Origin of the sequence: Mycobacterium sp. E802 (assembly GCF_001666875.1) — a bacterium.
In the GTDB taxonomy this organism is placed as follows: Bacteria; Actinomycetota; Actinomycetes; order Mycobacteriales; family Mycobacteriaceae; genus Mycobacterium.
In genome coordinates, this window is record NZ_LZJD01000197.1 from 26,865 (window position 1) to 48,783 (window position 21,919).

Consider the following 21,919-nt stretch of genomic DNA (forward strand, 5'->3'; position numbering starts at 1 on the left):
TCTGTCGGTAGGCCCCGGCACACTCCGCCCATGGGGGATCCATTCATCGGAAGCGAAGCGTTGGCCGCGGGCACTCTGACCCGACACGAACTACGAACCCGCTTCGTGGCCATCCATCACGACATCTACGTCGCCAAGGGCACCAGACCGACCGCGCTTCTGCGGGCGCGGGCCTGCTGGTTGCGATCCCGCGGCCACGGAATCCTGGCCGGATACTCCGCATCGGCCTTGCACGGAGCGCGATGGATCGATGCGAGCCTGCCCGCCTATGTCATCGACACCAACAATCGGAGGCCGGTCCGGGGGATCGTCACATGGGCCGACGCGATCGCCGACGACGAGATCTGTTCGATCGGCGACATCCGCCTCACCACACCTGAGCGCACCGCGGTCGATCTGGCCTGCAAGTTTCCCGAGGACATCGCGGTTCCTGCGATCGACGCCCTGGCCCGGGCCACCCGGATGAAAGTGGCCGACATCGAACTGGCCGCCGAGCGCCACGCGGGACGCAAAGGCATCAAGCGGGCGCGCTCCAGCATCGTACTGGTGGACCCGCGGGCAGAGTCGCCGCAGGAAACCTGGTTGCGGCTCTTGGTCATTCGCGCGGGCTATCCTCGCCCGGAATCGCAGTACCCCGTCTGCAACGAATACAACGCACTGATCGGCGAGGTCGACCTGGCGTGGCCGGAAGTGAAGATCGCGCTGGAATACGAAGGCCGTCATCACACCGATCCGGTGCAACTCCGCAAGGACATCGCCCGGATCGACGAGATGATCGAGATGGATTGGATCGTCATTCGAGTCACCGGCCGGGATGGTGCGGCCAACGTGCTCGGTCGGTTTGCCAAGGCCTGGGCTTCGCGTATGTAGCGTGGTGGCGGAAAAATGGCCGGAAAATCGCCACCACGCTTCATACGCGAGCGGAGGGTCCGGGCGGTGGGGCTGGAGTGGAAAGTGCGAAAGCCCGCAAGCCCGGGCGGTGGGGCTGGAGTGAAAAGTGCGAAGCCCGCAAGCGGGGGTCAGTACACCTAGCCCGCGAATTCCGTTGCCAATCCGTCGATCCCGGCCCGGATCGCGGTCAATGCACCGGCGCGGGCCTTGAGCTTGCTGGCCACATGGGCGCCGGCGTTCAACGTCGCGGCGGCATCGGCGGCCACCTGCTGGGCCCGCTCGAGGACCGCGTCGGCCTCGACGATCTCGTCGAGCCAGCCACCCGCGACCGCGTCGTCGCCGCTGAACGTCGCGGCCATCGAGATGCCCCGGTGAAAAGCCGCCGGCGTCAACCTCATCCGCATGATCTCGATCGCGGCGATCGGCAGCGTCATCCCGATCTTCACCTCGTTGGCCTGGCACCGCGCAGTCGACGCGCCGACCCGGTGGTCACCGGACAACATCAGAAACGAGCCCATCGCGATGCAGTGCCCGGTCGCGGCCATGATCACCGGCACCGGGAAGGTCAGGCAGCGCACCGATAGTTCGAATCCGCCGGCGAGCATGCCCAGGGTGGCCGCCGCGTCGCCGGCGGCGAACACGCTCAAGTCGAACCCGCCGCTGAACACCTTCGAATTACCGGCCAACACAACGGCTTTCACCTCGCCGCCGGCGGCCGCCTGGGCTGCCTGGTCCAGCGCACCGCTGAGCTCGGTTTGCATGGCAGGAGACAGGGCGTTGACTTTGCCGTCGTCCATCGTGATCGTGGCGACGGCGTCGTTGAGCTCGTAGCTCACCAGGGGACTCATCGCACGATGGTAGCGAGTCTGCTCAGGCCCGATGACGGCTGCCGGAGGTTGCCGGCTTGATCAGATCGGTCTCGGGATCGTCGTCGTCGTAATCGTCGTCGTCATCGTCGTCATGGGTGGCCTCGTACCGATCACGCCAGCGTGAGCGCAGCTCGGCGCCCATCGCGTTGATGCGGTTGATCTCCGAGCGCAGCTTCTGCTCGTCGGTCTCCTTGGCGGCGTACTGGAAATAGGTGAGCACTCCGCGCAACAACTCGAGCTTCTGCTTTTCGCGCCGGGCCCGGTCATGCGTGGTCAACAACTCCATGCGGTCCACCGGCGGCAGCGTCGCCCAGTCCAGCACCGCGGTGTTGCGCAGCTTGCGGCCGCTGGGTTTGCCTGCGGTGGGCGGCTCGTCGTAATAGGTGACGGCACCGTCGAACCGGGACGCGATGGCCTCACCGAGCTCCTTGCGATCCAGCGCCGAATCCCACACGATGCGCCACTCCTGACCCGGCGCCAGATACGGGATCTCGGCGGGCAGGTTCAGCGGCACGATGTCGACATAGTTGTCGTCATAAGAGCTTTCGTACTTGCCGACCGTCGGCGGATTCGCGAACTCGAACCGCAAACCGTAGGCCGGGCGTTGCCCGAAATTGCGTACCACCAACTCCACCAGATGCCAGTCGCTGCTGCTGGGTTCCATGAACATCGACACATTCGGCTGTGTCAGCTCGGCCCGTCGCTCCCGGGCTTTCAAATACTGTCGCCACGCGTAGATGAGTGCGATGACGACGACGACGATCGCCACCCACGCCGCGAGTGCCGTCCACGCACCCGGTTCGAAACTGGCCAACTCCCGCCCCCGCTCCGTGACCGCACCGATGATCCCCACCAAGTGGGTATATCACGGACTTTCGGCGTGGGCAGCGGTCCGGTTCAGCAAACTCCCACCGAAATCACGACGCGACGGCGGTGAGCACATCGCGGGCGACGGTCGAAGTGACCGGCGTGTGCACCAACCGTTCGCCGCGGGCCAGCCACTCGGCATCGGCCCATTCGATACGCGCGGGCAACCGCCGCCAATAGTGCGGATGCGACCGCAGGTACACCTCGACGCTGGCGTGCACCTTGGCGTCCAGCGGCGGCCGGCACCGCCCGATCACCGGCGCGGTTCCGGCCAATGCGTTGAGATCGGTGGGGCACGACCCACGTTCGAGTACCTGCAGACCGGCGGCGATCGCGCCGTCGAGCACCCAGTCCAGCGCGATGTCGGCCAGCGGCCAGCAGGCGTCGTTGCCCCCGGTCACGTCGCACCGCGTGCCCCGGAACCACACCTCGTCGAGGCTCTCGAAGTACCGGATCGTGCGGCGCCCGCCGTCCACCCCCACCGCATGCCGCCCGGCTTCCACGGTGGGTAACGGACCCATGTGCTGTTTCGTGCCGGGCGTTGCGGTTGCGTTCCACAGGCCGACGAACCGCACCGGCACGGCCGGATCGCGATCGCCGAACAGTTGCGCAGCCAGCACCCGGATCTGGCGCCAGTCCTGCGGGGTGCGGGCGGTGCGCGGCAGGACATAAGTGGCCAACGCGTAGTCCAGGACGTCATCGGAGTGTGCTGGCAGCAGGCCGACCGTGCCGAGCAGGGTGGCCAGCTCCCCGGCGCGGTGTCCGCCGTCGCCCCCGCCGAAAACAAAGATGTGATCCCCGGGATCCCAGGCCTCGCCGAGGAACCGGTAGGCCTCGACGATGGCGGCGCGGGCCGCGCTCACGGAGTCACCGCGGTAACCCGGCGTCAGGCGTCTGCCGGGGCGCATCGCCGTGCCGCTGTGATACCAGGTCAGCTGTTCGGTGCCGTCCAGCAACCGAAACAGCATTTCGGTATTCGACGCGTCACGGAGCCCGGGTTGTTCATCTGTGTGGTCGAAGCACAGCACGATGTTCTTCACGGCGACCCCCGGCGAAACTGTCAAAAATGTGCTGACTCACAGTTTGCCGGGTTCGCAGGCGGATGTCCTGAGTATTGCACTACTCGAATCGCCCGCAGCGGCCGATCGTTCCCAATGCAACAGGTTAGGCAACGAAATCCGTGGCAGTAGGGCCATCGCAACGTGGAATGGCCCCGTTCGGAATCGGTAAATTCAGTGGATTCCGCATGTGCGTCATCTGGAACGGTTCATCAACCCCCCATCAACATGCGCCACTGGTCGAGGTTCGACGCCCGGTACACGTAGTTGCTGCGCTTGACCTCATCGAGGGGAGCGCTCGGCTCGGCCGAGTACCAGTGCCCGGGAAAGACGGTCGGATCGCCGGGCAGCTGGGCCAGCGCCTGCAGGCTGCGGAACATGTCGTCGACGTTCCCGCCAGGAAAGTCGGTGCGCCCGCAACCCTCGAGGAACAGGGTGTCCCCGGCGACCAGTCGGCCGTCCAGCAGGAAGCACTGGCTGCCCGGGGTGTGCCCCGGGGTGTGCAGCAGCTCGATCTCCACCGAGCCGATCGCGACCTTGTCGCCGTGTGCGTGCGCGGTCAGTTCGCTCGGTGCGATCCCGGTGACCCGCGAGACCCACTCGGCCTCGTGAGTGTTCACGTGTACCGGCACGCTTTGGCGCTCCAGTAGTTCGGCCAGGCCGGCCAGGGTGAAACCCATCATCGTGCCGCCGACGTGATCGGGGTGGTGATGGGTGACCAGCACGCCCGACAGACGCATGTCGTCGGCCTCGAGTACGTCCACCAGATCGTTGGCCGCATACGCCGGATCGACCACGACGGCATCGCCGGTCTCGCGGTCTCCGATCAGGTAGGAGAAGTTGCGCATCTGCTGGGCGATCACGTCGTCGGCCGCGTAGTCGCGGCCCGACAACAACTGTCGGAAATACAAGCGATCGTCAACCTTGGGCTCGGACATGCGCCCAGCGTATTTGGCGGCTCGACAGCGGCGCCGCGGACCGTCGGACAGCCCGGCTCTCAGCATCCTTGCAGGTCCAAAAAGCGCACGTCATCGCGTGTTTAAGCCCACACGGAAAAAACTCGCCTCAAAAATGCGGAATTACTAGCGTCAAAGCCATGCACCTCACCCGGTTCACCGACCTCGGACTGCGCACCATGATGCTGCTGTCCGCCGGCGAATCCCAGGACCGGCGCATCACCACCCGGACCATCGCCGCCGGCGCCGACGCGTCCGAGCACCACGTCGCCAAGGCCGTGGCCAAGCTCTCCGAACTCGGCATGGTGCACGCCCGCCGCGGCCGGGTCGGGGGACTGGTGCTCACCGACGCCGGACGCACCGCCTCCATCGGCCGCCTGGTGCGTGAGCTCGAAGGCGACCGCGAGGTCATCGACTGCGGCGGGGATTCGCCCTGCCCGCTGATCGCGGCCTGCCGGCTGCGCCGGGTGCTGGCCGACGCGAAGGAGGCGTTCTATCGCGAACTCGACCGCTACACCGTCACCGACCTCACGGCGGACAACCGCCTACCGATTGTTTTACAACTCACAACCGAAGGGAATCTCCGATGACCGTCACCAGCCCTGAGCCGTCTGCGGTACGCGACGAACTCGAGCCAAAGCACGCCGAAATCGTCTCTGCGACATTGCCTCTCATCGGCGCGCACATCGACGAGATCACCTCGGAGTTCTACCGCAGGCTGTTCGCCAACCACCCCGAGTTGCTGCGCAACCTGTTCAACCGCGGCAACCAGGCCCAGGGCGCCCAGCAGCGTGCCCTGGCCGCCTCGATCGCCACGTTCGCCACCCATCTGGTCAACCCCGACCTGCCGCACCCCTCGGCGCTGCTGTCGCGCATCGGGCACAAGCACGCGTCGCTGGGCATCACCGCCGACCAGTACCCGATCGTGCACGACAACCTGTTCGCCGCGATCGTGGAAGTGCTCGGCGCCGACACCGTCACGCCCGAGGTGGCCGAGGCCTGGGACCGCGTGTACTGGATCATGGCCGACACCCTGATCGCCCTGGAACGTGACCTGTACGCCGCGGCCGGCGTCGAACCCGGTGACGTCTACCGGCGGCTTCGCGTGGTGTCCCGGGTCGACGACCCCTCCGGCGCGGTGTTGGTCACCGTCCGTTCCGAGGATCCCGTCAATTTCGTGGCGGGACAATATGTCTCGGTCGGGGTGACCCTGCCCGACGGGGCCCGTCAGCTGCGCCAGTACAGCCTGGTGAACGTCGCCGGATCGACCGACCTGACGTTCGCGGTCAAGCCGGTCGACGCCGTCGAGACCCAACCCGCCGGCGAGGTGTCGAGCTGGATCCGGGCCAACCTGTGCGTCGGCGACCTGCTCGACGTCACGGTGCCGTTCGGTGACCTCTACACCGGCGGCCTGCCCGACGGGCCGCTGGTGCTGGTGTCGGCCGGTATCGGGATCACCCCGATGGTCGGCATCCTGGAGTACGTCGCCGCCGAGGCGCCCGACACCCATGTGCGGGTGCTGCACGCCGACCGCAGCGACACCGCGCATCCGCTGCGGGAGCGTCAGCACGAGTTGATCGACGCGCTGCCCGACGCGAGCCTCGACCTCTGGTACGAGGACGGCATCACCGGTGGCGCCGCCGGTGTGCACGCCGGGCTGCTCAAGCTCGACGGCATCGAGCTGCCTGCCGACGCCGCGTACTACCTGTGCGGCGGACCCGGTTTCGTCGAGGCGGTGCGCACCCAGCTGGGTGACCGCGGTGTCGTCGCAGAGCGGATGCACTGCGAGCTGTTCGCCCCCAACGATTGGCTCCTGGACTAACGACCAGGCGAAATAACTCCCCGACGGCCGTGCTGACCTGCGGTTTGGTGCGGCCGCCGGGGAGGCTGTACCCTCTTTAAGGCTGCGCGGGTACGGACGCGCAACAGGCCCCCTTAGCTCAGTCGGCAGAGCGTTTCCATGGTAAGGAAAAGGTCAACGGTTCGATTCCGTTAGGGGGCTCGGTGGACGAGCAGGCGGTGCGCCGACTCGCATCATCGGGGCGGTGTAGCTCAGCTGGTTAGAGCGCACGACTCATAATCGTGAGGTCGGGGGATCGAGTCCCCCCACCGCTACTGGAACATCAAAAGCAGAGCGTGATTTTGAGCAGGGAGAACTGACGTGGCGTCGAGTACCGACGTACGGCCGAAGATCACTTTGGCGTGCGAGGTGTGCAAGCACCGCAACTACATCACCAAGAAGAATCGCCGCAACGATCCCGACCGGCTCGAGATCAAGAAGTTCTGCCCCAACTGCGGTACCCATCAGCCGCACAAAGAGTCGCGGTAGCCCTGGGCTCGTGGGTCTGTCGACAAGCATCGTCGGGATGCAGTACCGGTATCCCGAGCACTACGAGGTGGGTCGCGAGAAGATTCGCGAACACGCCATCGCAGTCAAGAACGACGATGCCTTTTTTCACGACGAGGCCGCTGCAGCCGAGATCGGACACGACCGGCTACCCGCGCCGCTGACTTTCATCTGCATTTTCGGATACCAGGCGCAGTCGGCGTTCTTCGAGCATGCGAACATCGCCATCCAGGACGCCCAGATCGTCCAGGTCGATCAGGAACTGAAGTTCGTCAAGCCGATCAAGGCCGGCGACAAACTGTACTGCGACGTGTCCGTGCATTCCGTTCGCAAGGCGCACGGCACCGACATCATCGTGACGAAGAACATCATCACCAACGACAACGGTGATTTGGTCCAGGAGTCCTACACGACCCTGGCGGGTCGTTCGGGTGACGGAGAAGAGGGTTTTTCTGATGGCTCTGCGTGAGTTCAGCTCGGTCAAGGTCGGTGACACGCTTCCGGAGAAGGTCATTCCTCTGACCCGCGGCGACCTGGTCAACTACGCCGGCGTATCCGGCGACCTGAACCCGATCCACTGGGACGACGAGATCGCCAAGCAGGTCGGTCTGGACACCGCGATCGCCCACGGCATGCTCACCATGGGCCTCGGCGGCGGCTACGTCACCTCCTGGGTCGGTGACCCGGCCGCGGTCACCGAATACAACGTCCGGTTCACCGCGGTGGTGCCGGTGCCCAACGACGGCGTCGGCGCCGAGATCGTGTTCAACGGTCGGGTCAAGTCCGTCGACCCCGACGACAAGCTGGTGACCATCGCCATCTCGGCCACCGCCGGAGGAAAGAAGATCTTCGGCCGCGCCGTCGCAACCGCCAAACTGGCTTAGGGAGGTCCGGCGCCATGGCGCTCAAAACCGACATCCGGGGAATGGTCTGGAAATATCCGCACCCCTTCCTGATCGGCCGAGAGCAGATCCGTCAGTACGCCAAGGCCGTCAAGGCCATGGACCCGGCCAGCCACGACGAGGCGGCCGCCGCCGAACTCGGCCATGACGCGCTGGTCGCCCCGCTGACCTTCGCCTCCACGCTGGCGCTGCTGGTGCAGGAACACTTCTTCCAGAACGTGGACGTCGGCATGGAGACCATGCAGATCGTCCAGGTCGACCAGAAATTCCTGTACCGCAAGCCGCTCAAGGCCGGCGACCAGCTGCACGCGGTCATGACGATCCAATCCGTAGACGAGCGGTTCGGTGCCGACATCGTCGTCACCCACAACGTCTGCACGAACGACGACGGGGAAGTGGTCCTCGAAGCCTTCACCACGATGATGGGCCATGAAGGCGACGATTCCATCCAGGTCAAGTGGGATCCGGAGACCGGCAAGGTGGTGCGCAAGGCCGCCGGCGAGTGATCGCCGCAGGGGTGTCAGCCGCGCGCACGATTAGTAGATGACACCCACGCCGGGGTACACTCGGCTCTCGGGGTTTTTTCCCATTTCAGCGCGCTGTCCGTCGGCTTGACCAGTCGAGCGGGCCGCGCGCGAATTGTGTAAGCCTCGGCGCAGTACGGTGACGACAGCGCCAGCATGTCACCGACAGAGGGGCGTAGCTCAACTGGCAGAGCAGCGGTCTCCAAAACCGCAGGTTGCAGGTTCAAGTCCTGTCGCCCCTGCTTCAAACTGAATACTCGACAGCGTGTGGACACTGGAAGGTGACACACAACCCAGGATGAAAGGCATGCGGTGAGCGACGAGCGCGAAGGTGCCGGCTCCGCAGACGACACTGGAACCGACGCCGGCACCGGCACCGAGGCAACCGGCACCAGCCACGGTCAGACCGCCGTGGTGACCCGGCCGCTGCGCCCGACCGGCAAGCGGAGCCGACGCGGTGCGGTCGCCGAGACCGACAGCGATGAGGCCGTCGAGGACGACACAGCGTCGAGCGATGCCAAGGCCGACTCCGGTAAGGCCAAGAAGACCGCGAAGGCCAAGAAGACGGGGCCGTCGCGTAACCCGATCATGTTCGTTGTCACCTACCTGCGACAGGTCGTGGCCGAGCTCCGCAAGGTGATCTGGCCCAACCGCAAGCAGATGGTCAGCTACACCACCGTGGTGCTGGTCTTCCTGGCGTTCATGGTGGCGCTGATCGCCGGCGCCGACTTCGGCCTGGCGAAGCTGGTGTCGCTGGTGTTCGGCACCTGATCTGGAATTTGAGAGAGGACTGACAACGTGACCACGTTCGACGGCGACGAGACCGTTGCCGACGAGATCGTTGACGTCGACGGCGTCGAGTCGCAGACCGACGATCTGACCGAAGACCAGGAGGCCGCCGGCGCGGCCGACGAGACCGACGAGGCCCCGGCCGAAGAAGCCGCCGACGCGGCGCCTGCCGCCGAGGAAGACGAGGATCCGGCAGTCGCCCTCAAGAAGGAACTGCGCCTCAAGCCTGGCGACTGGTACGTCATCCACTCCTACGCCGGCTACGAGAACAAGGTGAAGGCCAACCTCGAGACCCGCGTGCAGAACCTGGACGTCGGCGACTACATCTTCCAGGTCGAGGTGCCCACCGAAGAGGTCACCGAGATCAAGAACGGCCAGCGCAAGCAGGTCAACCGCAAGGTGCTGCCGGGCTACATCCTGGTGCGCATGGAACTCAACGACGAGTCGTGGGGCGCGGTGCGCAACACCCCCGGCGTCACCGGTTTCGTCGGTGCCACCTCACGTCCGTCGCCGCTGTCGCTGGACGACGTGGTGAAGTTCCTGCTGCCCCAGGGTGCCGCCAAGAAGCCCGCCAAGTCCAGCGCTGCCGCCGCCGCGGCCGGTGCCAGCACCGAAGCCACGCTCGAACGGCCGGAGATCCTGGTCGACTTCGAGGTCGGCGAGTCCGTCACCGTCATGGACGGCCCGTTCGCGACGCTGCCTGCCTCCATCAGCGAGGTCAACGCCGAGCAGCAGAAGCTCAAGGTGCTGGTGTCCATCTTCGGTCGCGAGACACCTGTCGAATTGACCTTCAACCAGGTCTCCAAGATTTAGTCGCCACAGCGGCTAGTAACCGGGCGTTTCGGCGCCCACGGATGAGCAAGTAAGGAACACCACAAGCATGGCCCCGAAGAAGAAGGTCGCCGGGCTCATCAAGCTGCAGATCCAGGCCGGGCAGGCCAACCCCGCCCCGCCGGTCGGTCCTGCACTTGGCCAGCACGGCGTCAACATCATGGAGTTCTGCAAGGCGTACAACGCCGCGACCGAGTCGCAGCGCGGAAACGTCATCCCCGTGGAGATCACCGTCTACGAGGACCGCAGCTTCACGTTCGCACTGAAGACCCCGCCCGCCGCCAAGCTGCTGCTCAAGGCCGCCGGTGTGCAGAAGGGTTCGGGCGAGCCGCACAAGACCAAGGTCGCCAAGGTGACCTGGGACCAGGTGCGCGAGATCGCCGAGACCAAGAAGGCAGATCTCAACGCCAACGATGTCGACGCTGCGTCGAAGATCATCGCCGGCACCGCCCGTTCCATGGGTATCACGGTCGAATAAGGCACGTGTGGGAGGGCCAGCTTCGGCCCGCCAACCACAACTTCTGTCAAGGAGATTCAATGAGCAAGAACAGCAAGGCATACCGCGAAGCCGCGGAGAAGGTCGACCGGACCAAGCTTTACACCCCGCTTGAGGCGGCGAAGCTGGCCAAGGAGACCTCCTCCAAGAAGCAGGACGCCACCGTCGAGGTCGCCATCCGCCTCGGCGTTGACCCCCGCAAGGCTGACCAGATGGTCCGCGGCACCGTCAACCTGCCCCACGGCACCGGTAAGACCGCCCGCGTCGCGGTGTTCGCCGTCGGTGAGAAGGCCGAGCAGGCGCTGGCCGCCGGTGCCGACGTGGTCGGCAGCGACGACCTCATCGAGAAGATCCAGGGCGGGTTCCTGGACTTCGACGCCGCCATCGCCACCCCGGATCAGATGGCCAAGGTCGGTCGGATCGCCCGCGTGCTGGGCCCGCGCGGTCTGATGCCGAACCCCAAGACCGGCACCGTCACCCCCGATGTCACCAAGGCTGTGGCCGACATCAAGGGCGGCAAGATCAACTTCCGTGTCGACAAGCAGGCCAACCTGCACTTCGTGATCGGCAAGGCGTCCTTCGACGAGGCCAAGCTGGCCGAGAACTACGGCGCCGCGCTCGACGAGGTGCTGCGGGCCAAGCCGTCGTCCTCGAAGGGCCGTTACCTCAAGAAGGTGACTGTCTCCACCACCACCGGTCCGGGTATCCCGGTTGACCCGGCGGTGACCCGGAACTTCACCGAGGCGTAGCTTGCGGAGCCGACCATTCGGCACTGAGGCGTAGCTTGCGGAGCCGACCATTCGGCACTGAGGCGTAGCTTGCGGAGCCGACCATTCGGCACGGGCGTAGCTTGCGGAGCCGACCATTCGGCACCGAGGCGTAGCTTGCGGAGCCGACCATTCGGCACCGAGGCGTAGCTTGCGGAGCCGACCATTCGGCACCGAGGCCTGATCTTCTGAGCCCGTATGGCCAGTTATGGCACAAGATTCCTTGAATCGCGTGTCATAACTGGCCATACGGCGTTTCTGGGGTGCATTCGGCGAGGCGACGGCGCAGGAATGCGGCCGCGGGTGCGGACACGTTCTCGGCCTCCAGCGCGATCCGGTACCACCGCTGCGCCTCAACGCGTCGGCCGGCTCGCCGGAGAAGATCGGCGCGGATGGAGGCCACCGTGTTCGTCCTGGCCAACCGCGGGTCCGTGCCGGCCTCGTCGAGCGCAGCCAGACCGGCATCGAACCCGTCACGAAACCCGATGGCCAGCGCGCGATTTGCGCGGACCACCGGCGAGTCGGTCAGGGTAAGCAGACGATCGTAGGCCAGGCAGATGGTGGCCCAGTCGGTGTGCGGCCAGGCCGGCGCCGTCGCGTGCAGGGCCGCGATCACCGCTTGCGGAAGATATGTTCCAGGAGCGCCTTCTGCGAGCCGCAGCTGTTCCAGACCCCGCGTGATGCGGCCACGGTCCCAACTGCCACGGTCCTGCTCGTCGAGCGGCACCAAGGCGCCGGTGGCGTCGACCCGGGTCCTCCGACGCGAATCATGAAGCAGCACAAGGGCGGCGAGGGCATGTGCGTCGCGGTTGTCCGGCATCAGATCGCACAGCTCACCGGCGAGCCGTACACCTTCGTCGCACAGTTCGTCGCGGATGGCCGACGGACCGCCCGTCGACCAGTAGCCCTCGGTGAACACCGAATAGACACAGCCGAGGACATGCGGGGTGCGCTCACCCAGCAGCTCTGGCGGCGGAACCCGCAACGGGATGTTGGCTTGCCGAATCTTGTTCTTGGCACGGGTGATTCGCTGACCGACGGCCGCTTCGCTCTGTAACAGGGCACGAGCTATCTCGGTGACGGTCAGCCCGGAGATCAGCCGGAGGGTGAGCGCCAGTTGCGAGCTGCGGTCCAATGCCGGATGCGCGCAGGTGAACATCATCCGCAGTTCGTCGTCGCGCACGGGATGCAACTCGATCTCCTCTGACGTCCCGACCCGTTCGTACGCGGCGGCGAATTCCTTTCCGGCGCGCGCAGATTCACGTCGCAGCCGGTCCAGCGCCCGATTACGCGCCACGGTGGTCAGCCACGCCCCGGGATTGGTCGGGACTCCCTGGTCCGGCCATACCCGGATGGCCTGCGCGCAGGCCTCCTGGACGGCATCCTCGGCCACCGTGAGATCGCCCGACCAACGAGCGATGACCGCTACCGCCGGACCCCACTCGCGCCGAAAGATGCCGTCCAGTCGGGTCATCGGCGATTACAGACCGGCCAGCCCCGACAACCGCCGAACCTCGATGGCCGACGCCGGAATCATCGACGCCAGCTTGACCGCTTCGTCGCGATCGGCGGCCCGCAACACATAGAAGCCGTTGGCCACTTCGGCGCCTTCGACATACGGGCCGTCGGTGATCATCACCCTGCCCTCGCGTACGCGCACCGTGGTCGCCGTCGACGGCGGATGCAACGGCGCACCGGCCAGCGTCTGATCGCCGATGGTCTTGGCGAGTTCGACGTGCTGGGCCGCCTGGGCGTTCCATTCGTCGGTGCCGGGAGTGTTCACCAGCTCCGGCGGTTCCAGCAGCAGTGCCAGCCAATCGTTTCCGAGCGGCTGCTCGGGTGCCTGCCAGTGGACGATGGGCCACACCTCGACCGCGCCGAACTGGGCGACCGGGATGTCCCGCGCCAGAGCCAGCACCTCGTCGAGGTTGTCGGCCTCGAAGACGTAGTAGCCGCAAGCCACCTCGGCGCCCTCGGCGAACGGACCGTCGGTGACCACGGGCGCATCGGGCCCGCCGGTGATCCGCGTGGCGGCAGCGGCCTTGTCCAGCGCGTCACCGGCCCGTATCGCCGACCGGGCCTTGGCGTGAAACGCCTCGAAGGCGGCCATTCCCTCAGCCCGCTGCTCCGCGGTGAGCTCCACGTCCGGGCTGATCAATAAAGCGAAGTACAGCATCGTCGTCCTCCGGTGGGCAGTGAGCAGAACCGTCTGTTCCACTCTCTACCCAACCGACGAACGGCGTCGGTGAGATCCGACAGCGCGCCGAGAAAAGTTTCGGCGACTACTTCTGCAGCGTGAACTGGTGCACGCTGATGTGACCGGAAGCGAAGTACTTCTGGCAGCCGTTGAGGTACTTGTCGTAGCGGTCGTAGATTTCCTGGCTCTGAATCGCGATCGCCTCGTCCTTGTGCGCCTCGAGGGCGTCTGCCCAGTACTTGAGCGTCCGGACGTAATGCGGGCCGATCTCCTGCAGCTGCGTGAGCTTGAAGCCGGCTTCGAGCGCCTTTTCTTTCTCCATCTCGACCGAGGGCAACCGGCCGCCGGGGAAGATCTCGGTCATGATGAACCGGGCGAACCGAGCGTCTTCGAACGTCATGTGCAGGCCCAGCTTCTGGCCCTGACGGAGGTCGAATCCGGTGATGTTGTGCAGCAGCATGACGCCGTCGTCGGGCAGCGCGTTGTAGGCGGTCTCGAAAAACGCCGGATACCGCTCGAATCCGAAATGCTCGAATGCACCGATCGACACGATGCGGTCGACTTTGTCGGTGAACTCCTCCCAGCCCTGCAGCCGCACCTCGATATTGCGGTTGGTGGGCACCTGGGAGAGCTTTTCGATGGCGTATTCGCGCTGCTCGCCGCTGAGGGTCAGACCGATGACGTTGACGTCGTATTTCTCGATCGCCCGGGCCATGCAGGCGCCCCAGCCGCAGCCGATGTCCAGCAGGGTCATGCCGGGCTCCAGGCCGAGCTTGCCCAGTGCCAGGTCGAACTTGGCGATCTGCGCCTCGGCGCCCGTCATGTCCTCACGTTCGTAATAGCCGCACGTGTAGCCCATTGTGGGACCCAGGAACAGTTCGTAGAATTCGTTTGAAATGTCGTAGATCGACTGCAGTTCTTCATATTTGGGTGTCAACTTCGACATATTCGAATTGCTCCAAGCGTTAGAGTTCTCCCCGCCGAGTCGTCAGCCTACAACAGGTGACTATCAGCGAGGCCTGACAAGTGTCAAAGTGTCGCGTCGGCAAATTCGGTGGCTGACGCGGTCAATGGGCTGGCCAGCGGTTCCCGCCGAAATTCACCGCAGACTGCTGCGGTAGCGAAGCCCGACGACACGGTTACTTCTGCAGGGTGAACTGGTTGACGTCGGTGTATCCGACCCGGAAGAGGTTTGCGCAACCAGTGAGATACCGCATGTAGCGGTCATAGACCTCTTGAGACTGAATCTCGACCGCCTCGTCGTGATGAGCCTCCAGGTTCGCCGCCCAGATGTCGAGGGTGCGCGCGTAATGCGGCTGCAGCGGCTGCCGGCGCGTCAACGTGAACGAGGCCCGGCCGGCGTGCTCCTCGACCATCTCGACCGAAGGCAACCGACCGCCGGGGAAAATCTCGGTGAGGATGAACTTGATGAACTTCGCCAGTTCGAAGGTCAGCGGGATGCCCCGCTCCTTCGCGTAGCGCGGGTGCATCGCGGTGATGGTGTGCAGCAGCATCACCCCGTCGTCGGGCAGGACGCGGTAGGCGAAGCGGAAGAAATCGTCATAGCGGTCGGGCCCGAAATGCTCGAATGCCCCGATCGAGACGATCCGGTCCACCGGCTCGTCGAACTCTTCCCAACCCGCCAGGAGTACCCGCTTGCTGCGCGTGCTTCCGGAGTTGTCGAAGCGCTGCTGCACGTGGTCGGCCTGGTTGCGGCTGAGCGTCAGCCCGACGACGTTGACGTCATAGCGCTCGAGCGCGCGCATCATCGTCCCGCCCCAGCCGCATCCCACGTCGAGCAGGGTCATCCCGGGCTGCAACCCCAGTTTGCCCAGCGCCAGGTCGATCTTGGCGAGCTGGGCTTCTTCGAGCGTCATGTCGTCACGTTCGAAGTACGCGCAGCTGTAGGTCCGCGTCGGATCCAGGAACAGGGCGAAGAAATCGTCGGACAGGTCGTAATGAGCCTGTACGTCGTCGAAATGGGGCTTGAGCTTGACCGGATGTTTGGCCACAGAGGCACCTCTTGGGGGGGGGCGGGCAGAAACCGACCGGGCGGAGCCGCACCAAGCCACGTCTTGACCTAGCCGCCCCCCCAGACTGCTGCAGCCACTGTAGAGCGACATCGGCCAGCTACCGAGCGTTTTGTGCCCAGCAAATCATCGAGGGCCCAATTAACGTTGCGTACGCGAAAACCTAGCCGGCGTTGGCGAAGTTTGTCTTGAGCTCCCCGACAACCTCGTCCCACACCGGTTCGGGCAGCTCGTGTCCCATCCCGTCGATGAGCACCAGGCGGGCGCCGGCGATCGCCCGGGCCACCGCACGTCCGCCGTGCGGACGCATCAGCCGATCCGCGCGACCGTGGATCACCACGGTGGGGGCGGTGATCAACTTGTCGTGGTGGCGCAGGCTGCCGCTGCCGAGGATGGCATCGAAATGCCGGGCGATCCCGGCGGGGTAGTAGGCCCGGTCGTACAGTTCGGCGGCCTGGGCGCGGATCTCTTCTTCCGGGGTGGGATAGGCCGGGCTGCCGTTGAGCCGGCTGATCCGAACGGAGTTGTCGATGATGGCTTCCCGCGACGAGCCCGCGGGCGGTCCGGTGATGATCGACAGCAGTTGCCGGACGCCCGGCGGAGGCAACAACGGCTGGTTGTTGCTGGAGAAGATCACCGCCAGCGACCTGGTGCGCTGGGCGTGGCGGGCGGCGAACACCTGGGCGATCATCCCGCCCATCGAACCGCCCACGATGTGCGCGTCGTCGATGCCGAGGTGATCGAGCAGCGCAGCGGCATCGTCGGCGACGTCTTCGAGCGTGTAGACCGCCGGGCTGCGCAGGCCGAGGAACGACCGGGCCATCCGCAGCGCCAGCGGGGTGTCGACGCGCTTGCCGGACAGCTTGGTGGACAGGCCCACGTCACGGTTGTCGTACCGGATGACCCGCAACCCCTGATTGACCAGCATTTCGCAGAACCCGGTGCGCCACAACAACATCTGCGCACCCAGGCCCATGATCAGCAGCACGGCCGGATCGTTGGGGTCGCCCATGTCCTCGTAGTAGAGATCGACATCGCCGGGATTGGCGCCCGACTTGGCGTAGCCGCTGCGCACCTTCATGCCGGCCACTCAGTCCTCGATCCCCTGGGCTGAATTCTCCTCGCGCAAGCGCTCGTCGGCTGAATCCTTGTGATCCCGGCTGATGTCCACCATGAAGTTCGCGAAGTAGCCGGTGAGCTGAGGATCGTTCATCATCTGCCACTTCGGTGCCAACAGCTTCATGTAGCGCTCGACATAGAGGAACTGCTTACCGATCAGCACCAGCTCGCGGGGCAGCTTGACGTCGTAGGCGTCGGCCAACGCGGAGAGCTGCTTGCCGATTTCGGCGTACGACATATCGCCCAGCGACTTCATGGTCAGGGGAGTGGCAAACGCCTCCAGATCCTTGGCGGCCTGTCCCTCGGGTTTCACCGTCCCCACGGCCCCCATCAGCACCACGATCTTGCCTGCCGCGGCATGGTCCTTCTTGACCAGCAGGGCGTACACCAGCTCCCGCAGCAGCCAGCGCGTGCGCGGGTCGATGCGGCCCATGATGCCGAAGTCGAAGAACACGACCTTGCCGTCGTCGTCGACGTACAAATTGCCCGCGTGCAGGTCGCCGTGGAACAGGCCGTGCTTGAGGCCACCCTCGAACACGCTGAACAACAGGGCCTTCACCAGCTCGGTGCCGTCAAAGCCCTTCTTGCGGATCGCGGCGACATCGTCGATGCGTACCCCGGTGACCCGCTCCATGGTCAACACCCGCTGGCTGGTCAGATCCCAGTACACCTGCGGCACCCGGATGTTCTCGCCGAGCGGCGAGGCGTGCATGTGCGATACCCACGCGTCCATCGACTGGGCCTCCAGCCGGAAGTCCAGCTCCTCGGCCAGGTTGTCGGCGAAATCGGCGACCACGTCCTGGGCCGAGAGCCGCCGGCCCAGCTTGGCCAACTCGACCAGTTGGGCGCCGCGCTTGAGGATCTGCAGGTCCGCAGCGACCCGGCGGCGGATACCCGGGCGCTGGATCTTGACCACGACCTCTTCGCCGCTGTGCAACGTGGCGTAGTGCACCTGCGCGATCGAGGCCGACGCGAAGGGCTTCTCGTCGAAGCTCTTGAACAGGTTCGAGGGCTCGTCGCCGAGTTCCTCTTTGAAAAGCTGGTGTACAGCTTCCGCATTCGCCGGGGGCACCCGGTCGAGCAGGCCGCGGAACTCACGGCTCAGCGGTTCACCGAAGGCCCCGGGGCTGGAGGCGATGATCTGGCCGAACTTGACGTAGGTGGGGCCCAGGTCGGAGAAGGTCTGCGGCACCTGCTTGATGATCTTCTGCTGCAGGGATCCGCGGCCGAACATGTTGGCGGCGACGCGGGCCCCGGTCCGGGTGATCTGCCAACCCGTGGCACCGATGCGGGCGGCCTCCACCGGCAAGGGCACCCGGCTCAACCTGGCGACCTCACGGTGCTTGGTTTTCGGCGGCGTAGTGCTCATAGCTGCAGTGTCTCAAAGCCCGCGGTCGCGCGAAAAATATCTGTGCCGTGCGTCACACCGACGCAAAGTCGTGTTCGATCTCTTCACGGCTGAGAACCGGGTCGCTGCCGCGCACGTAGGTCGGCTCGGTGTGGGGCACGGTGGTGCCATGTGCGACGCGCTTTTGCGCCTGTCGGAACTCGAGCGTGGCGCCGGCCGCGGTGTGCAGACCGTTGATGATCGACCACACGAGCGCGCGCCGCGCCGCCCGCTCGATCGGGTTCGGATCGGTGTGCCCGATCAGCTGCTTGGCCCACCTTGGCATGGTGTCGCGGATGGCCCAGTCCACCGCGCTCTGCGGCATCGGCAGATTGGGTCCGGTGGCCATCGCCGCGCCGTGGGTGAGCGCCAGCTTGGGTAGGTAGGACTCCAGGCACTCCAGTGTCTCGGCCTTGGTGGCCGGCAGGTCGGTGCCACCCAGGGCATGGCCCACCCGTACGAACTCGCCGTAATAGCGGTCAAGTTTCTTGCCGCGCAACGGGTTCGGATGATAGATCTCGTGCGCGGTGGCCAGCCCCCACACCACGGTGGCGTAGTTCCAGCGCAGCCAGTCCGGATCGTCGGCGTCGTAGGCCGCGCCGTCGGGACGGGTGCCCTTGATGGTGTGGTGCATGGAGCGGACCGTCTTGGAGACTCGTTCGGCGGTCTCGGTGTTGCCGTAGGCGGTGCCGATGAAGAACGCGATGGAGTGGCCGAGGCGTACCGCCGCACCCTGCGGGTCGATCTGCGGTACGGCGATACCGGTCTCGGGATCGCGCTTGACCAATCGCGAATGGTGCATGCCCATCCAGTAGATGGAGGGATCGAGCCGTTCCATGTACGCCGCGCACTGCAGGCCGAAGATGAGCGCCTCGGTGTGGGAATGCACATGCCAGACCGCGCTGCCGGGGCCGAACCAACCGGGATCGCCGGCCGGCCCGGCGAACTCCATGCCTCGGAAGTAGTGCTGACGAACGTCCTTATCGAACTTCCGCTGCAGCATCTGCTCGAGGATCTGGTGTGGCATGTCCACCGCGCGCCCCTTTCTGGTTACGTCTGTAGCCAGAATACATTTTGGGTACAGACGTGACCAGACTTAAGCTGTGGCAATGCCAGAAGCGTCCAGCCCGACGCGATGGGCCGGCGTACCGCTGACCGACCGCCGTGCCGAACGCCGTGCGCTGCTGATCGACGCGGCGTTTCGGCTGTTCGGCGACGGCGGCGAGGCCGCGCTCTCGGTGCGCTCGGTCTGCCGCGAATGCGGACTGAACACCCGGTATTTCTACGAGAGCTTCGCCGACACCGACGACCTCTTGGGGGCGGTCTACGACGAGGTCAGCGCAGACCTGGCCACCGACGTCGAGGCCGCGATGGTCGGGGCTGGCGACTCCGTACGGGCCCGGACCCGCGCCGGGATCGCCGCCGTGCTGGGTTTCAGCTCGGCCGACCCACGCCGGGGACGGGTGCTGTTCACCGACGCCCGGGCCAACCCCGTGCTGGCCTCACGCCGGGCCGCCACCCAGGACCTGCTGCGCGAAGCCGTGTTGTCCGAAGGTGGCCGGCTCAGCCCGAACTCCGACCCGGTGGCCGCGCAGGTGGGCGCGGCCATGTACACCGGGGCGATGGCCGAGCTGGCCCAGCAATGGTTGACCGGCAACCTCGGTGACGATCTGGAGGTTGTGGTGGACCATGCGCTGCGGCTGGTGCTGGGCCGTTAGGCAGGCGGCGGTGCCGCCAGTTAGGTAGAAGCCGGCCGCCAGCGCTTGATCCATTCGGTCTCCGGCCACTGCTCCTCGGCCGCCAACAGCTCGTACATCGTTGCGCGGTCGACGGATTCGCGGATGATGTCGGCATGCCCGGCGTGCCGGCTGAGTTCCTCGATCAGATGCATGGCCACCCACCGCACCGACCAGGTGTCGACGTCTTGTGGAAACCATGGCACATCGTGGGGGACCGGGACGGCGGTGTCGAGATCGCGCTCGGCGAAAGCCCGCAGCGTCTCGGCGTTCTGGGCTTTGAATGCCTCAAGCAGGCCGGCGAGGGTCTCGTCCTCGCGCATCACGTGCATGTCGGCGTACTCGGCTGCCTGTTCCTCGAACGGCCGGGGATCGGCCGGCGGGAACTGCGGTCCGTGTTCGACCCGGGCGGCCCAGCTCTTCTGCACGGCGGTGACGTGTTTGATCAGGCCGCCGACCGACAGCGCGCTGACCGACGGGGTGGACCGGGCCTGCTCGTCGGTCAGCCCGTGGGCCACGGCGAAAAAGGCGTTCTGCTGGAAGGCGAGGAACTCGATCAGCGTGTGGCGCTCGTCGGCGGCGGGTGGCGGCATTCCTGGCATGTTCAGTTCTCCTCGGTGGTGTTGGTGTGTGCGTAAAGGTCACGGATGCAGGCGATTTCTGCACCGTGATGGATGACTTCGCGGTTGATGTGCAGAATCAGCGTGGCCATCGGCTCATTACCGTAGGGGCCCTCGGCCGGCCCGCACGGACGGTTCAGGTCATCCTCGTCGAGCCCGCGGACCCCGTCGATCCAATGTCGATAGGTGTCATCGAGTTGGGCCAGCGCGGTGGCCGCGTCGGTGGCGTACGGCCATGACGCGTAATTGGCGGGCGGGCCGCCGAAATGGGAGTGGTTGCGCATCGCGAACACGCCGACGATCACATGCGCCAGCCGCCAGGCGATGGTGGTGAACGGTTCCGGTTGCGGCGCCGGATAACGGAAATCGATGGCGCCGTCGGGATGCACCGTCCAGCAGTTCGGTACCGGTTGCCAGAAATACTCCTCGTCGGTCAGGCCGTCCAGGCGGCCGCGGAGTTGATGCGTCCAGTGGAAGTCCAGTTGCTCGGCCAGCAGGTTTGTCCACATACGGATACCGTCTCACGGCTATAGGACAGTTTCGGTCCTAAAAGTGCGCGACACTGTGGCCATGTCGGAAACCACCGGCCGCGTGCTGCACCTTCTCGGGCTGTTGCAGTCGCGTCGGGCTTGGACAAGTCAGGAATTGGCCGAACGTCTCGGCGTCACCACCCGCAGCGTCCGTCGGGACATCGAGCGATTGCGTGAGCTGGGCTATCCGGTGCACGCCAGCAAGGGCCACGGCGGCGGCTACCAACTGGGTGCGGGAGCGGCACTGCCGCCGCTGCTTCTCGACTCCGACGAAGCCGTTGCCATGGCCGTCTGTCTGCGGTTGGCCGCCGGGGGCAGCGTCGCGGGCGTCGGGGAATCCGCCCTGCGGGCCCTGTCCAAACTCGACCAGGTCATGCCGGCCCGATTGCGCTCGCAGGTCGCTGCGGTGCACGACGCGACCGTCACCCTGGCGCCCAACTCGTCGGACCGGCCGGTGGAACCGGATGTGCTGATGACGCTGGCCCGCGCCTGCCGCGACCATGAACACGTCAGCCTCGACTACACCGACATCCGGGGTAATCAGACGCAGCGCCGACTGGAGCCCTACCAACTGGTGACCACCGGGCGGCGGTGGTACCTGATGGCCCATGACCGCGACCGTGCGGACTGGCGCACCCTGCGGCTGGACCGGATGTCGTCGGTGACGGCCCGCGGCAGTATCTTCACTCCGCGCCAAGCCCCGGACGCGGCCGACTACGTACGGCGGGCGATCAGTTCCTCGCCCTACCGCTACGTCGCTCGGGTGCGCTACTTTGCGCCGCATGACGTTGTGGCACAACAGTTTCCACCGGCGTCGGTCACGGTAGAAGCCGACGGACCCGATGCCTGCATCGTCACCACCGGAGCCGACGACCCCGAACGTATGGTGTTGTACTTCGCCACCGTGGGGCACGACTTCGAGGTGCTCGAACCGCCCGAGGTGATCGAGGCGGTGCGCACCGTCGCGACCCGGTTGCACCGCGCGTCCCCCGCCGAACAGACG

Annotated in this window: 26 protein-coding genes and 3 tRNA genes; 16 read left to right on the forward strand and 13 right to left on the reverse strand. The window is 65.8% G+C overall.

Annotated features, from left to right (window positions below; genetic code table 11):
- The first annotated feature begins 30 nt into the window (after positions 1-30).
- Positions 31-870, forward strand: a complete 840-nt coding sequence (locus A5699_RS28105; RefSeq protein WP_067777209.1) for a hypothetical protein — start codon at positions 31-33, stop codon at positions 868-870.
- A gap of 158 nt (positions 871-1,028) precedes the next feature.
- Here A5699_RS28105 and A5699_RS28110 read toward each other — a convergent pair whose 3' ends face one another.
- From A5699_RS28110 to A5699_RS28125, 4 genes are all read right to left on the reverse strand, one after another.
- Positions 1,029-1,739 carry a crotonase/enoyl-CoA hydratase family protein gene (locus A5699_RS28110; RefSeq protein WP_067777212.1) on the reverse strand — a complete coding sequence of 237 codons (711 nt, stop codon included), beginning with the start codon at positions 1,737-1,739 and terminating at the stop codon, positions 1,029-1,031.
- Positions 1,740-1,761: 22 nt separating this feature from the next.
- The gene (locus A5699_RS28115; RefSeq protein WP_369806791.1) at positions 1,762-2,604 is read right to left on the reverse strand and encodes a hypothetical protein; all 843 of its coding nucleotides are present in this window, start codon (positions 2,602-2,604) and stop codon (positions 1,762-1,764) included.
- A gap of 73 nt (positions 2,605-2,677) precedes the next feature.
- On the reverse strand, positions 2,678-3,667 hold the full coding sequence (locus A5699_RS28120; RefSeq protein ID WP_067777218.1) for a DUF2235 domain-containing protein: 990 nt from the start codon (positions 3,665-3,667) through the stop codon (positions 2,678-2,680).
- A gap of 230 nt (positions 3,668-3,897) precedes the next feature.
- Positions 3,898-4,623 (reverse strand): MBL fold metallo-hydrolase, encoded by a 726-nt coding sequence (locus tag A5699_RS28125; RefSeq protein WP_067777221.1) that lies wholly within the window; start codon positions 4,621-4,623, stop codon positions 3,898-3,900.
- 158 nt (positions 4,624-4,781) lie between these two features.
- Between A5699_RS28125 and A5699_RS28130 the strand changes: the two genes are divergently transcribed.
- From A5699_RS28130 to rplA, 13 genes are all read left to right on the forward strand, one after another.
- Entirely contained in the window at positions 4,782-5,231 is a 450-nt protein-coding gene (locus A5699_RS28130) for an Rrf2 family transcriptional regulator (protein ID WP_067777225.1), read from the forward strand.
- Positions 5,228-6,463: a globin domain-containing protein gene (locus A5699_RS28135; RefSeq protein ID WP_067777228.1), complete on the forward strand. Its 1,236-nt coding sequence runs from the start codon at positions 5,228-5,230 to the stop codon at positions 6,461-6,463. Before A5699_RS28130 ends, A5699_RS28135 begins: the two co-directional genes overlap by 4 nt.
- Positions 6,464-6,570: 107 nt before the next feature.
- Positions 6,571-6,643: transfer RNA gene (locus A5699_RS28140), tRNA-Thr, on the forward strand.
- Positions 6,644-6,682: 39 nt separating this feature from the next.
- Positions 6,683-6,756: transfer RNA gene (locus A5699_RS28145), tRNA-Met, on the forward strand.
- A gap of 46 nt (positions 6,757-6,802) precedes the next feature.
- Entirely contained in the window at positions 6,803-6,970 is a 168-nt protein-coding gene (rpmG, locus tag A5699_RS28150) for a 50S ribosomal protein L33 (RefSeq protein ID WP_003881823.1), read from the forward strand.
- 10 nt (positions 6,971-6,980) lie between these two features.
- Positions 6,981-7,457: a (3R)-hydroxyacyl-ACP dehydratase subunit HadA gene (gene hadA, locus A5699_RS28155; protein ID WP_067777230.1), complete on the forward strand. Its 477-nt coding sequence runs from the start codon at positions 6,981-6,983 to the stop codon at positions 7,455-7,457.
- Positions 7,444-7,872, forward strand: coding sequence for a (3R)-hydroxyacyl-ACP dehydratase subunit HadB (gene hadB / locus A5699_RS28160; RefSeq protein ID WP_067777233.1), 429 nt, complete (start codon positions 7,444-7,446; stop codon positions 7,870-7,872). Before hadA ends, hadB begins: the two co-directional genes overlap by 14 nt.
- Positions 7,873-7,886: 14 nt before the next feature.
- On the forward strand, positions 7,887-8,396 hold the full coding sequence (gene hadC, locus A5699_RS28165) for a (3R)-hydroxyacyl-ACP dehydratase subunit HadC (RefSeq protein WP_067777236.1): 510 nt from the start codon (positions 7,887-7,889) through the stop codon (positions 8,394-8,396).
- Positions 8,397-8,583: 187 nt separating this feature from the next.
- Positions 8,584-8,656, forward strand: a tRNA-Trp gene (locus tag A5699_RS28170).
- Between the two features lie 70 nt (positions 8,657-8,726).
- Positions 8,727-9,185, forward strand: a complete 459-nt coding sequence (gene secE / locus A5699_RS28175; RefSeq protein ID WP_067777239.1) for a preprotein translocase subunit SecE — start codon at positions 8,727-8,729, stop codon at positions 9,183-9,185.
- 27 nt (positions 9,186-9,212) lie between these two features.
- On the forward strand, positions 9,213-10,016 hold the full coding sequence (gene nusG / locus A5699_RS28180; RefSeq protein ID WP_067777242.1) for a transcription termination/antitermination protein NusG: 804 nt from the start codon (positions 9,213-9,215) through the stop codon (positions 10,014-10,016).
- 67 nt (positions 10,017-10,083) lie between these two features.
- Positions 10,084-10,512 (forward strand): 50S ribosomal protein L11, encoded by a 429-nt coding sequence (rplK, locus tag A5699_RS28185; protein WP_067777244.1) that lies wholly within the window; start codon positions 10,084-10,086, stop codon positions 10,510-10,512.
- Positions 10,513-10,571: 59 nt separating this feature from the next.
- Positions 10,572-11,279 (forward strand): 50S ribosomal protein L1, encoded by a 708-nt coding sequence (rplA, locus tag A5699_RS28190; RefSeq protein ID WP_036389122.1) that lies wholly within the window; start codon positions 10,572-10,574, stop codon positions 11,277-11,279.
- A gap of 253 nt (positions 11,280-11,532) precedes the next feature.
- On the opposite strand, the gene A5699_RS28195 is transcribed toward rplA, so the two are convergent.
- The 7 genes from A5699_RS28195 to A5699_RS28225 form a co-directional block, all read right to left on the reverse strand.
- On the reverse strand, positions 11,533-12,771 hold the full coding sequence (locus A5699_RS28195; protein ID WP_067777246.1) for an RNA polymerase sigma factor: 1,239 nt from the start codon (positions 12,769-12,771) through the stop codon (positions 11,533-11,535).
- A 6-nt stretch (positions 12,772-12,777) separates the two neighbouring features.
- The gene (locus A5699_RS28200) at positions 12,778-13,473 is read right to left on the reverse strand and encodes a YciI family protein (protein ID WP_067777277.1); all 696 of its coding nucleotides are present in this window, start codon (positions 13,471-13,473) and stop codon (positions 12,778-12,780) included.
- Positions 13,474-13,579: 106 nt separating this feature from the next.
- Entirely contained in the window at positions 13,580-14,440 is an 861-nt protein-coding gene (locus A5699_RS28205) for a cyclopropane mycolic acid synthase family methyltransferase (RefSeq protein WP_067777247.1), read from the reverse strand.
- Positions 14,441-14,633: 193 nt separating this feature from the next.
- Positions 14,634-15,506 carry a cyclopropane mycolic acid synthase family methyltransferase gene (locus A5699_RS28210; protein ID WP_067777249.1) on the reverse strand — a complete coding sequence of 291 codons (873 nt, stop codon included), beginning with the start codon at positions 15,504-15,506 and terminating at the stop codon, positions 14,634-14,636.
- Between the two features lie 181 nt (positions 15,507-15,687).
- Complete coding sequence (locus A5699_RS28215; protein WP_067777279.1) at positions 15,688-16,605, reverse strand: alpha/beta fold hydrolase; 918 nt, start codon at positions 16,603-16,605, stop codon at positions 15,688-15,690.
- A gap of 9 nt (positions 16,606-16,614) precedes the next feature.
- On the reverse strand, positions 16,615-18,012 hold the full coding sequence (locus A5699_RS28220; protein ID WP_067777251.1) for an AarF/ABC1/UbiB kinase family protein: 1,398 nt from the start codon (positions 18,010-18,012) through the stop codon (positions 16,615-16,617).
- 52 nt (positions 18,013-18,064) lie between these two features.
- Positions 18,065-19,063, reverse strand: coding sequence for an oxygenase MpaB family protein (locus A5699_RS28225; RefSeq protein WP_067777253.1), 999 nt, complete (start codon positions 19,061-19,063; stop codon positions 18,065-18,067).
- 76 nt (positions 19,064-19,139) lie between these two features.
- Here A5699_RS28225 and A5699_RS28230 point away from each other — a divergent pair, with 76 nt between their 5' ends.
- Positions 19,140-19,748, forward strand: coding sequence for a TetR/AcrR family transcriptional regulator (locus A5699_RS28230; protein WP_067777256.1), 609 nt, complete (start codon positions 19,140-19,142; stop codon positions 19,746-19,748).
- A 20-nt stretch (positions 19,749-19,768) separates the two neighbouring features.
- Here A5699_RS28230 and A5699_RS28235 read toward each other — a convergent pair whose 3' ends face one another.
- On the reverse strand, positions 19,769-20,368 hold the full coding sequence (locus tag A5699_RS28235) for a DinB family protein (RefSeq protein WP_067777257.1): 600 nt from the start codon (positions 20,366-20,368) through the stop codon (positions 19,769-19,771).
- Between the two features lie 2 nt (positions 20,369-20,370).
- On the reverse strand, positions 20,371-20,895 hold the full coding sequence (locus A5699_RS28240) for a DinB family protein (protein WP_067777260.1): 525 nt from the start codon (positions 20,893-20,895) through the stop codon (positions 20,371-20,373).
- 61 nt (positions 20,896-20,956) lie between these two features.
- On the opposite strand from A5699_RS28240, the gene A5699_RS28245 reads away from it, so the two are divergent.
- Positions 20,957-21,919 (forward strand): YafY family protein (locus A5699_RS28245; protein WP_067777263.1); only part of this gene is annotated, 963 nt, incomplete at its 3' end.